A 12,672-nucleotide genomic window follows, 5' to 3' on the forward strand; every position below is an offset into this window, starting at 1 on the left:
ATACAGTAGTTATTATTATATATAAGATCAAGTGATTTTTGCTGTTAAAGTAATCATTATTAAATAAAATTTTATGGGGTTTTATTTTAACCCATTGATTTATATTGATTTTCTTATTTTTAATTTTAATGCTTTGCTAGAAAGAGAGGAGATAAAAAATGTGATGAGTACTTGTTCTAGATTGAAATCCATACAGTAGTTTCAATGCTATACAGTACTTTTTGACTCAATAGTCGTTTGGGAAACGCTATCTAGTTCTAGTTCTAGTTGGGTGGCTAGTGGCTATAGAGGCAATTGTTTGAAAGGTATAGTTTGTGCCGGGTCGGATAGACTTTAGTTTAGAGCCAAAACACAAAAAAGCGCTCTAGGCGCTTTTCTATGTCTTATGGTACTTATTTGTTTCTATGACTTATCTTAGACTTACTTGAGAAAGCTTCGATCTCATTTCTAATTCGCCGATATTGAATTGGCGAACATCCATTGTCGCAAAGTCATTACATTTTTCGCATGAGTGATGGTGTTTTCCATCAAGATAATCATGCTTCATTACTAGGCTTGGCTGCTTACACCAATCACAAATGCCTTCAATTGTGAACATATCAAATCTCCTCACCTGTATATGTCAGGTGTATTTTCGCGGCAGATTATGACACAACCAGGCATTAAAAGTTAATTCTTTGTTACTCTTTTTTGAGAGCGACATCGTTTGCTAGGTCAATAAAAATAAGAGTAAAGGGAAACTCGACTGATTAATGCTATGTAAAATTCACTTTTTGGTAACATTTTGTAAAATGGTTTTTAATGCGGCATTCAATCGTTTCATCTCATCATCACTCCCATGTAGGTCTGGGTGATAAATTTTTGATAACTGCTTATACCTAATTTTGATCGACTTAGGGGGTGGAATTGAATTTGCACTATACCCAAATAGTGCACATGCAATCTTAAGCTTTTGGGTATCTTTGGAAGCTTGATGCTTTTTCACTTCTCGAAACATTGCTTCTAACTGACGCTTCTGCTGCTTAATCGTGAAATTTTTTGATTTGACTTGAGCTTCTAATGCTTGATGCTGCTCATTTGCTTTGTGTGATTGCTTAGTTCGCACTTTTTTGAAAGCAATGGCTAGCCCACCGAGTAATATCAATAATACAGAGATTGATAAATAGTCGGATGTAACAAGAAAGGGTGCAGGAGTAGGTGCTCGATTTGGTTCAACTAGACTGCCTGATTGTTCTTCTTCACTAAAGGCACTATTGAGCTGTTCTATCTCCGAGATCTGTTTCTCGCGCCGAGCATTAAATTTAGCTTCTAAAACACGGCTGTAACCGTCTTGTGCGTTATCATCGTAATAAGTGGCAACTTGATACCATACTTCAGCTAAATCAAGAGGGTTTAATGTTGAATAAGGGTAGTGCTCATAAATTTTTGCGAGTTCTAGAGGGGCGGTGGGGTTGCCTCTGCTGGCTAGTTGGCTATACCAGCGAATGGCAGCTTGTGGGTTTTTCTCTGTTCCTATCCCTAACGCTAGAAAGTTAGCCAGTTTTAATTGAGATTTTATATGCCCATTTTCAGCTGCTTGTGAATACCAGTAAAAAGCATTGTCAGCATTTGCTTCTACATCAACACCAAGGTCATACGATTGAGCAAGTAAGTATTGAGATTGAGGGTCTTGCTGCTGCGCTTTCTCAGTCAAACTAGTAATCGTATCTGCTTGTGTGAAAAAAGCAGAGAAGCAAAATAGAGCAGTGATGATTCGTACTATTATTGACATAATAATTATCTAATTCTAATAAAAAGGCTCAGTAATGATACTGAGCCTTTTTTGATTATTTCAGAGGAAGAATCTGAATTTCTACGCGGCGGTTACAAGAACGACCTTGAGAAGTTTTATTATCGCATATTGGGTAACGTTCACCATTACCTCGTGCAATGGCACGTCCTGGAGCAACATCTTGTGAGATGAAGAATGAACGAACAGATTCAGCGCGACGCTCTGATAAAATTTGGTTTGATGATTCGCTGCCTGTGCTATCAGTATGACCGTCAATCACTAAACTAGTATCTGGGTATTCAACAAGAATACGAGAAATGCCACGAAGTGTTTTGTGAATGCTTGGTTCAAGAGCATAAGAACCAGACTCAAACCCAATGCCATTTTCTAAGCGAAGTAATAGTTGGTTTTCACCTACACGCTCTACTTGGACGCCAGAATCTAATAGCTCATTGCGCAAAGCTTGCTCTTGTTGGTCGAAGTAATACCCAACACCGCCACCAACAGCACCGCCTGCAGCAGCACCAATAAGAGCGCGTTTACGGCGATCTTTAGAATCATCACCGGTCGCTGCACCAGCAACTGCGCCAGCAATAGCACCAATTAGAGCACCTGTTGTAGCTGAGTTTGTTTCCGATTCACCAGTTGTAGCGTTTTGACGCTGAGTAGCCTGACAGCCAGTAAGAGCAATGGTAAGTGCAAGTGCTAGAGTGATTTTTTTCAAGTTTTGGTCTCCGTATAATAATGCTGTGGCGAGCCATAAATAATACTTATCATGGTTAATATTTTATGGCCATGGTAAACATACTATTGCTTTTGGCTAATATACTATTCTGTATAACAACGCGATTAGGTATTGTAAAGTCTTGGTTAAGCTTTACTTATGCGTTTAGCGGCTTGAGCCCCTGCAACTGGGCGATTAACAGACAACTTACGTCCTTTTTTCAACCCAACTTCATAGTCAGCCGTTAAGTTTTTCATCGCCTCACGTAACTGCTGTTTAAATGTTTCGCGGTCAATGTTTTTAAATTCTTTATCAATATAGTTATTGATTTTATTATTGGACTCGTCATCTGGGGTGATAGTCGGCAGCTTTTCAAGGGCGCCTTCAACCCAACCCGAAACAAATGAATTAACACGACGTGTCACTTCTAAAGTACTGGTACCAGAACCAGCAAATCCATTTCTAAATTGTCCGGTATGTTCATTTAGTTCACGGTAGACAATATCAAAAGCAAAAGCTGCAAAAATAGCTCGGTCTGCTTCACCGATAAATTCAACACGCTTCAACCCTTTATGGTTGAGTAAAACAGCCTCAACACCAAATTTAGTATTGATACCGCGGATAACACGCAAAACCGTTGAGCTGATGTTTGCTGGTAATAAATGGCTAGACTGGGTTTTTCCCATCTTGATGAATTCAATATCGTCTTTCTCAAGACCATACTTAAGCATTAAATTATGGGCCATTTTAATCGCATTGGCCGCTTCATTTACGTTCGCTGAATTACCTAATTCAAGGCATTTAGCAATTTTCTTAAGAGCTTTTTTCTTATCCATCGACTAACTATTCATTTCCGCAAATTTAGAAAAGTCCGACATTTTACCTGTTTTCGTGAATAACAGAAAGCCCTAACTATTGAGAGGCGAAAAGCGCACAAGCAAATGACACCTTCTCAGCTATGGCAGGTTTCTATATTGGAGTGCGGGACAGAGCGATTAACTGACTATTTTAAAAGTAATTTGATTGTATTTTAGAGGTGAGCTTGGTGCGAAATCGAAGGGTCTTTAGTGAAAAGTGGACTTTCAGTTAGAGGATAATAAAACGCCATCACACAATATTGATGGCGTTTATTGATGAGTGCTTATATGTAGAAGCGCTTATGCTGCAGAACTTATGCAGAAGAACGCATTGAAAAGCTTAGTTTTGATTTAGATACCAAGCTCATCAAGTAGATCAGCGGCAGAATCATTTTTGTTTGTTTCAGCTGGCCCCTGTTTCTTCGTTTCCTGCATTTGCTTTTGTGTCGCTTCTAAAATGCTATCAGGGCATTCATCTTCAGCGACTTCAAATTCTTCTAGTTGGATAAACTCGGTTTTGTCCATTGCGAGTTCAAGGTAGAAGATATTGTTATTTGCCGTTGAGAATGTTACTCGGCGTGCTTGAGGGCGATCTAGGTTGGTATCGACAGATAAGTTTACTTGCTTATTTAAAGCCAACATCTTTGGTTGGTTTTGAGTGATGTTGGTTTGTAGCTCTTTACGGATTTTATTAGTGAAATCGCCAACAAGTTGGTTCATTAATTCACCTAATACGTCGCCAACTTCATCTGAAGTGTGAAGTACAGCAAGCTCGTCTTCTGGCATGCCCATATTGCGCATATAGTTGGTATAAATTTCTAATGCTGCTTTTGAGGTGAAATTGATCACCACTAAACCAGAGAAACCACCATCAAATAATACGAAGCAACCAAAATCTGGCTTAAGGCTAGTTTTGTTAATCTTTTGAACCATAGCTGAATACGATACTTGAGAAGCAGTAGCTGAAGTCAGTACGCCAGATACCGATTGGCAAAGCTTAAGTAGGATATCTTCTGTTGTGACTGTCTTGTTTTTTTTCATTGTTATATGCTCTTGAGGGTTCGTATTAACGAAATGTTATTCAGTATACTTCCTGATAAAATAAGAGGAAAGAGACCATTTCTGTCATTCTTGCATTGAGATTCTTATTTGATCACCTTTTTATATGAACTTATTAGTAGTAAAGTGACGAAATTCAAATAAATATATTAAAAACCACTCATTACCCATTGCTGATAGGATCAGCGAAGTAGGGGGCAGGAAGCAAATGTTACCAAGACTTCAACTCAATATTGATGTCGATCCAGTAGTTGTAAGCTTTTTACAGGAGTTAAAAGCGGCTGGCTTTACTGGCGATATCGAATCTCAATATTCTAGCCGCTTAGCGGTTGCCACTGATAACAGTGTTTATCAACAATTACCTCAAGCGGTTGTTCACCCTCGAACGACTAAAGATGTCACGCTTATTGGTAAGATTAGCTCACAATCCACTTATGAGAGAGTTACTTTTTCTCCGCGGGGCGGTGGAACGGGTACGAATGGACAATCGCTGACAAAAGGTGTTGTTGTTGATTTGTCTCGTCATATGAATCAAGTTCTTGAAATTAATGAAAAGGAAGGCTGGGTTCGTGTTCAATCTGGGGTTGTTAAAGACCAGTTGAATGACGCTGTTCGCCCATTTGGTTATTTTTTCTCTCCAGATCTTTCTACCAGTAATCGAGCAACGCTAGGTGGAATGATTAACACGGACGCTTCAGGGCAAGGTTCGTTGAAATACGGCAAAACATCAGATCATGTATTGTCTTTACAAGCAGTCTTTGCTGATGGGTCTTGTTTAGAATCTGATTTATCTCACGGATTGCCAAGTGAAGGTGAATTTGCTCACCAAGCACTTGAGGTAACAGAAAAGGTTTGCCGTGAAAAACGTGCAGAAATCCTTAACAAATTCCCTCCACTTAACCGTTTTCTAACGGGTTATGATTTAAAAAATGCCATTGATGAACATGACGACAGTTTCAACTTAACTCGTGTTCTGTGTGGTGCTGAAGGTTCACTTGCTTTTATTACTGAGGCAAAACTCAATTTAACACCCATTCCTAAAGCCAGAACTTTAGTGAATGTGAAATATAACTCGTTTGATTCAGCATTGCGTAACGCTCCCTTTATGGTTGAAGCGAGTGCATTGTCTGTTGAAACGGTTGACTCAAGAGTTTTAAATTTAGCGAAACAAGACATTGTTTGGCATACCGTGAGTGACTTGTTGACCGATGTTCCGAATAAGGAAATGCTTGGTATCAACATGGTTGAATTTGCGGGGCAAAATGAAGCAGAAGTTGAAGCACAAGTAAAAGCGTTGACTGCACAGCTTGAAACCATGCTAGAGACTGAACAAGCGGGTGTCATTGGTTTTCAGGTCTGCAGTGATCTTGCCAGTATTGGTCGCATTTATAACATGCGAAAGAAGGCTGTGGGTCTACTGGGAGCAGCGAAAGGCAGTGCTAAACCTGTGGCATTTGCTGAAGATACTTGTGTTCCGCCAGAGAACCTTGCCGATTTTATCGTTGAGTTCCGAGAGCTACTTGATAATAAGTCACTTAATTACGGCATGTTTGGTCATGTTGATGCGGGTGTACTTCATGTTCGTCCTGCTTTGGATCTTTGTGATCCAAAACAAGAAGCGCTGATGCATGAGATCTCTGATGAAGTGGTCAAGCTGGTGGCGAGATATGGCGGTCTAATGTGGGGTGAACACGGGAAAGGCTTCCGTTCAGAATATGGTCCTGACTTCTTTGGTGATGAACTCTTTACTGAGTTGAGAAGAGTGAAAGCCGCATTCGACCCTCATAATAAGATGAATCCAGGTAAAATTTGTACTCCACTTGATAGTGATGCTCAGTTGGTAAAAGTTACCGATACTAAGCGTGGCTACTACGATAGACAAATAGATGTAAAAGTACGCGATAGTTTTAAACAAGCCATGGAATGTAATGGTAACGGCTTGTGCTTTAACTATGATACTAGCTCTCCAATGTGTCCTTCAATGAAGGTAACCGCTGATCGCCGTCATTCACCGAAAGGAAGAGCTGGGTTAGTAAGAGAGTGGTTACGTCAATTAACGGAACAAGGCATAGATATACTCGACTTAGAAGCACAAGCTCTTAAGAACGATACGCCCGTTAAAACGATGATTGATCGAATCCGCAATAGTATGAATAAGCGTCATGAGTATGATTTCTCTCATGAAGTCTATGAAGCTATGAATGGTTGCTTAGCTTGTAAAGCGTGTGCGAGTCAGTGTCCAATAAAAGTGGATGTGCCAAGTTTCCGATCTCGTTTCTTAAATATTTACTACTCTCGTTACCAACGTCCAGCCAAGGACTATCTTGTAGCAAATATTGAAACCATGCTTCCATTGATGGCGAAAGCACCAAAAGTGGTGAATACCGTTATTTCACAGAAGTGGGTAGCAAGCTTAACTGCAAGTACGGTTGGTTATATAGATACACCATTAATGTCTGTACCGACTTTATCTAAGCGTGTGTCGAATAAAAACCTTCAACTGTTCGATTTGCACTATCTTGCTGGCTTATCTGCCGATGAGAAGCAGCAGCATGTTTTGATTGTACAAGACCCGTTTACTAGCTTTTATGATGCAGAAGTTGTCGATGATTTTGTCATTTTGGCTCAGAAGTTAGGTAAAACTCCGGTTCTATTGCCGTTCAAACCAAATGGAAAAGCTCAGCATATTAAAGGCTTCTTAAATCGATTTGCTAAGAACGCCAAAAGTACAGCTGACTTCTTATCCTTGGTTGCTGAGTTAGGTGTACCTTTGGTGGGGGTGGATCCAGCATTAGTGCTTTGTTACCGAGATGAATATACGGAAGTGCTTGGTGATAAGCGCGGAGAGTTTGATGTATTAACGGTACATGAGTGGCTATACCCAAGGTTAGGTGAGTTCGATGCTCAATCACGCGACTCAGAAGCTTGGTATCTATTTGCACACTGTACTGAAAAGACAAAAATGCCTAATGCTGAAAAAGAGTGGGGGGCTATATTTACTCACTTCGGCGCAACGCTAAACACAGTGCCTGTAGGTTGCTGTGGCATGGCGGGAACCTTCGGTCATGAAGTGGATAAATTTCAGATGTCGAAAGACATCTATGGTTTAAGCTGGAAGCCTCGATTGGAAGACTTACCCAAAGAGCGTTGTTTGGTTACTGGTTATTCTTGCAGAAGCCAAGTCAAACGTTTTGAAGGTGAGAAGCTTGCGCATCCATTGCAAGTGCTTGCAAAACTCATTTAAGATATTTATTAAGCCTAGCTTCCTGCTAGGCTTTTTTATATAGGTTGCTTAGTGCTTAGTGCTTAGTGCTTAGTGCTTAGTGCTTAGTGCTTATATGTGTTTGCATTTCGAGGGCGAATTGTGAGTACATCAAAACAAGGATGTTAAATGAAGACTCTTGAATTAAAAATCCCACCGGTAGCGGTATTCATATTTCTATTGCTACTTTCATATGGTTTTAGCCAGCATGCTGAATTTGGTTATGTAAAACTTCCGTTCACTACCAGCTTATTGATCGTTGGAACTGTTATTAGTGTTGTTATCGGTCTGTCCGGAGTCTGGGAGTTTAGAAAGCACAAGACGACAGTAAACCCAACGAAACCAGATGGCGCTTCTACTATCGTTGATTCAGGGGTTTACGGATACACTCGTAACCCAATGTATTTAGGGCTTTTTATTCTACTGTTTAGTCTCGGCTATTATTTTCAAAACCTAGTGAGCATTTCGTTTAGTTTTCTGTTTGTTATCTACATGAATCAGTTCCAAATAAAGGCAGAAGAAAAAATATTGGAGCAGCTATTTGGAGCGAGTTATGTCGATTATCAGCAGAAAGTAAGGCGGTGGATCTAGAGGGTTTAATGAATAAATTGATAATAGATATCATTTATAAAATATTGATCACATTTATCAATTTCATGACTTTTACGTGCTTTGGATATGAATTAGATTTCACCTGAATTTATAATAAATATATAAGGTTAGGTTATGAAAGGTTTGCAAGCTACTTTGCTCGCTATTGGAATTTCGGTCGCAGGCTTATCGTCAGTGTCTGCTCAAGATACTTCTTCAAGAATTATAAATGGTACAGAAGCGGCTGAAGGGAGCTGGCCATTTATTGCAGCGCTTGTAATGAAAGGTGCCGATCCTTATCAAGGACAATTCTGTGGGGCAAGTTTTATTGGAGAGCGCTACATCTTGACTGCGGCTCACTGTACAGAAGGTATGGAAGCTGAAGATATAGATGTTGTTATTGGTTCCTCAGATCTTTCCGCTTCAAATGTTGAAAGTTCACGTTTTGCAGTCAAGCATATTTATACTCATGAATCTTATGTCTCCGCATCGTCCGGTCATGATATTGCAGTCATTGAATTGTCTGAATCAGCAACAAAAGTGTCAGTTCCACTTGCTGACCAATATTTAAGAAATGACTTACCAACAGGCGAAAGCTTAACTGTTATGGGGTGGGGTAATCAGAACAACCAGTCTGACCAATTTGTAAGTTCTAGTAAACTTCACCAAGTGAATGTTCCACTTGTGGCTCAAAATGTTTGTCGTGCTGCAACGCACCCTGCTTACCGCTCAATTGGTGATGACGCTTTTTGTGCTGGTTTCCCTCAAGGAGGATATGATTCATGTCAGGGTGACAGTGGTGGACCAATTGTTGTAAATAATGGTGGGGTTACAGAGCAACTTGGTATCGTAAGTTGGGGAATCGGCTGTGCTGATGAAGATGCTTACGGCGTTTATACAAACTTAAGCTATTTTACGAATTGGATCACGAGCGCTACTGGTGGTCTCAGTTACAACCAACAAACAGATTTAGGAGTAAAAGCACCTGGCTCGAACTCTCACACTTTTGATTATACAAATAATACCGATGTCGCAATTAAGATTAGTAACATAGCTGAAACTTCGGGCTTAGCTGTACAAAGTTCAAATTGTTCAAATTTACTAGTGGGAGAGACTTGCCAAGTTACGGTTGATTTTAATGTAACAAAGCTAGATTTCGATTCTATTAATATTGAGCTTTCAACAGATCATCCTTTGTATTCTAAAGTGAAATCGAGAGCTTCATTTATTGGTGCAACAGCAGCTAATCAGAGCGCAAGCAGCTTAGTTGATATCACTAATTCTGGTGTGTTTAATACTGCACCTTGGGAATCTCGAGATGGCTATATTGTTTCTCCTCAAATTGGCAATAGTGAGAAAACTGCATTGATTATTGAAGGTATTCCAAGAGGTGAATTAACGATACAAATTGGTGTTTCTTCAGAAAGTTACTCTGATGTCATGAAACTATATGTTAATGGCACTCAAGTCGATCAGATGTCAGGTGAAAGTGTAGAGTCGAAGGTGGCTTTCCTTTCACAAAAATTGAATACAGTTATGGTTGCTTATGAGAAGGATGCTAGCTTATCGAGAGGAACTGATGATGTTAGGTTATTAGATTTCCAATTAAGAGAAAGCTCTGATAGCTCACAAGGCGGTGATAACGTAGCTAGAAGTTCAAGTAGCGGCGGTACATTTGGTCTTTATGGCTTGTTTATGATATTTGGTTTTACTGCGTTAAGAAGTATTCGCTCACGTACAACTAAATAAGATTTGAGTTAAATGAAAAAGGTCTACTTAGTAAGTAGACCTTTTTTGATTCTATTCTTAAGCATTAAGCATTAAGCATTAAGCATTAAGCATTAAGCATTAAGCAGCGGCAGCAAACTGCGCTAGGAACATTTCTTTACGTTCGTTAAATCGGTTTACTAAGTCATCGACAGATGCTTGGTCGTATGGTTTAAGACCACTAGCAACCATACGTTTAATACCTTTACCTACAACTTCACCGTCTTCTTTGAAATCAAAGTTCAGTGTTACTAAACCACGCTTACCATCTACATCGAACGTAGCACCAGAAAATGAGACTTCAGGGTGAGTCAGATCTAAGCGTGAAAATTCAATTTCCATGCTTTCGTAAATAACAAGAGGACGCTGGCAATTGATCATCATTTGCTGTTCTTCCATAAGAGGAACCATGATGTGTGGGAAGTTCATCCCTGAGAATTGCACATAGTTTTTTACTACATGCTCTATGAATGCTTGATCATGGCTCTTTTCACCTTCAGAACTCATATGAAGGTATTCTTTTCCGTTACTATCGACTAATGCACTTTCTGTGTTGCACTTATTATCAACACTTAACGCAATCCCATCATTAACCATCCCAGAAAACTTAAAACGCATTTTCTGGCTAATTCCTTCTTTTTTAAGAAGTACAGCGAACAGAAGATCACCTGGCACACAAAAACGTTTATTGTCTTCGTCGTGTATAGGATTGAAGTCAGCCGCTACTTTTTTTGCAAAGTGGCTTGCTTGTTCACGAGTGAACTGAAATTGGTCGTCTTGAGTTGAAAAGTATGGTGTCAGAAACATAGAATCGCTATTAGTAATCAAATCTGCGGCGGATTATATCCAACAATGGTCATTTCAATGGTCTATCCAGTTGGTGAGGTTGCATAAGTGATTACTTAATATGATGATTTTCTAAATATGTGGGATGTTTTTACGCTCGAAAATAATTTTACAACGATAGCTGGTGGGTAAATTTGTTAGAAAGGGCTAAAACTAGCCCTTATCAATTATGTTGCTAAGTGTATTCGACCATTGGCTGACAATAATCGAATACTTGCTAGAAGCTAGAAGCTAGAAGCTAGAAGCTAGAAGCTGCACATAAGTCCTTCTGGCATGAGATGGTTATGTACTGAAAGTTTTAAGAGTAAATTAGCTTTTTCAATATCAGGAGCAAAGTATCGATCCTTATCGTAGAAAGTGACTTTCTCTCGCAATATTTGCTTCGCTTCTTCAATTCGAGCGGAGGACTTATTCGGTGCTCTGAAGTCGATACCTTGAGCGGCAGATAAGTACTCGACAGCTAAAATTCCTCGTGTATTTTCACTCATATCACGTAGACGGCGTCCTGCGAAAGTTGCCATGGAAACATGGTCTTCTTGGTTTGCTGATGTTGGTAAACTGTCAACAGAGGCTGGATGAGCTAATGTTTTGTTTTCACTAGCAAGCGCTGCTGCAGTCACTTGAGCAATCATAAAGCCTGAATTCACCCCACCATTATCAACAAGGAAAGGAGGAAGCTTACTGAGTGCACTGTCGATGAGCAAAGCCATGCGTCGTTCAGAAAGGCTGCCCATCTCTGCGATGGCTAATGCTAAGTTGTCCGCGGCCATAGCAACAGGCTCTGCATGGAAATTACCACCAGAAATGATGTCACCGTCATCAGCAAAAACGAGCGGGTTATCAGACACGGAGTTAGCTTCTACTTGTAGGATATCGGCAGAATTTCTTATTTGTTGCAAGCAAGCGCCCATCACTTGAGGTTGGCAACGCAGTGAGTATGGGTCTTGCACTTTTTCACAAGCAGTGTGTGATTCACCAATCTCACTGTTTTGATCAAGCATATAGCGGTACGCCATAGCAGCATCCATTTGTCCTCTATGACCACGTACACGATGGATTCGTGGATCAAATGGACGTCGGCTACCAAGTGCAGCATCAACCGACATTGCACCACATACGGTTGCTGATGCAAAAAGGTCTTCACTCGCAAACAAACCTTCTAAAGCGAATGCAGTCGAAGCTTGCGTACCATTTAACAGAGCCAGCCCTTCTTTTGGTGCCAGAGTGATCGGCTCTAACCCTGCAATTTGCATGGCTTCTAAACCCGAAATGATTTTCCCATTATGACGAGCTTCGCCTTCACCAAGTAATACAGTACTCATGTGTGCAAGAGGAGCTAAGTCACCAGAGGCACCAACAGAACCTTTTTGTGGAACACATGGATAAACCTGCGCGTTAACCAAGTCAATAAGTGCGTTAATTACTTTAAGACGAATACCAGAATAGCCGCGTGAAAGGCTATTAATTTTTAGCACCATCATTAGGCGAACGGTTTCGTCTGACATTAGTTTGCCAATGCCTGCAGCATGTGAAAGCACAATGCTTTTTTGCAAGGTTTCCAAATCTTCAGGGGCAATCTTAGTGTTAGCCAATAAGCCAAAACCGGTATTAATACCATAAACGGTGCGATCTTCAGCAATGACTTGCTCGACCACTTTCATGCTCGCTTCGATATCTGGAATAGCGGCAGGGTCTAGGGATAGATTGACTGGACTACGGCTAATTTTACGAAGTTCAGGAAGGCCTAGCTGCCCAGGTTTTAGTAGTAAATTCAACATGTTTTCTTCTCCAGACA

At 40.2% G+C, this 12,672-nt stretch carries 10 protein-coding genes; 3 read left to right on the forward strand and 7 right to left on the reverse strand.

Translation table 11 applies throughout. The features are described from left to right. Positions 1–409 precede the first annotated feature (409 nt). The 5 genes from F0226_RS14125 to F0226_RS14145 all read right to left on the reverse strand — a co-directional run bounded on the left by F0226_RS14125 (position 410) and on the right by F0226_RS14145 (position 4,393). Positions 410–598 (reverse strand): hypothetical protein, encoded by a 189-nt coding sequence (locus F0226_RS14125; protein ID WP_171736241.1) that lies wholly within the window; start codon positions 596–598, stop codon positions 410–412. 168 nt (positions 599–766) lie between these two features. Then, entirely contained in the window at positions 767–1,771 is a 1,005-nt protein-coding gene (locus F0226_RS14130; RefSeq protein WP_171736242.1) for a tetratricopeptide repeat protein, read from the reverse strand. 55 nt (positions 1,772–1,826) lie between these two features. Then, positions 1,827–2,495 (reverse strand): OmpA family protein, encoded by a 669-nt coding sequence (locus F0226_RS14135; protein WP_171736243.1) that lies wholly within the window; start codon positions 2,493–2,495, stop codon positions 1,827–1,829. A gap of 146 nt (positions 2,496–2,641) precedes the next feature. Continuing rightward, entirely contained in the window at positions 2,642–3,331 is a 690-nt protein-coding gene (locus tag F0226_RS14140) for a DUF2786 domain-containing protein (protein ID WP_137372681.1), read from the reverse strand. Between the two features lie 372 nt (positions 3,332–3,703). Next, on the reverse strand, positions 3,704–4,393 hold the full coding sequence (locus F0226_RS14145) for a DUF3334 family protein (protein ID WP_171736244.1): 690 nt from the start codon (positions 4,391–4,393) through the stop codon (positions 3,704–3,706). 226 nt (positions 4,394–4,619) lie between these two features. On the opposite strand from F0226_RS14145, the gene F0226_RS14150 reads away from it, so the two are divergent. The 3 genes from F0226_RS14150 to F0226_RS14160 all read left to right on the forward strand — a co-directional run bounded on the left by F0226_RS14150 (position 4,620) and on the right by F0226_RS14160 (position 10,013). Next, positions 4,620–7,655, forward strand: a complete 3,036-nt coding sequence (locus F0226_RS14150) for an FAD-binding and (Fe-S)-binding domain-containing protein (RefSeq protein WP_171736245.1) — start codon at positions 4,620–4,622, stop codon at positions 7,653–7,655. A gap of 147 nt (positions 7,656–7,802) precedes the next feature. Beyond that, positions 7,803–8,264, forward strand: coding sequence for an isoprenylcysteine carboxylmethyltransferase family protein (locus F0226_RS14155; RefSeq protein WP_171736246.1), 462 nt, complete (start codon positions 7,803–7,805; stop codon positions 8,262–8,264). A gap of 135 nt (positions 8,265–8,399) precedes the next feature. Further along, the gene (locus F0226_RS14160) at positions 8,400–10,013 is read left to right on the forward strand and encodes a serine protease (protein WP_171736247.1); all 1,614 of its coding nucleotides are present in this window, start codon (positions 8,400–8,402) and stop codon (positions 10,011–10,013) included. Between the two features lie 99 nt (positions 10,014–10,112). On the opposite strand, the gene F0226_RS14165 is transcribed toward F0226_RS14160, so the two are convergent. Further along, the gene (locus F0226_RS14165; protein ID WP_171736248.1) at positions 10,113–10,838 is read right to left on the reverse strand and encodes a DUF3581 domain-containing protein; all 726 of its coding nucleotides are present in this window, start codon (positions 10,836–10,838) and stop codon (positions 10,113–10,115) included. Between the two features lie 284 nt (positions 10,839–11,122). Continuing rightward, positions 11,123–12,655 (reverse strand): histidine ammonia-lyase, encoded by a 1,533-nt coding sequence (gene hutH / locus F0226_RS14170; protein ID WP_171736249.1) that lies wholly within the window; start codon positions 12,653–12,655, stop codon positions 11,123–11,125. Between the last annotated feature and the right edge of the window lie 17 nt (positions 12,656–12,672).

It is taken from the genome of Vibrio sp. 99-70-13A1 (genome assembly GCF_013114625.1).
Lineage (GTDB): Bacteria > Pseudomonadota > Gammaproteobacteria > Enterobacterales > Vibrionaceae > Vibrio.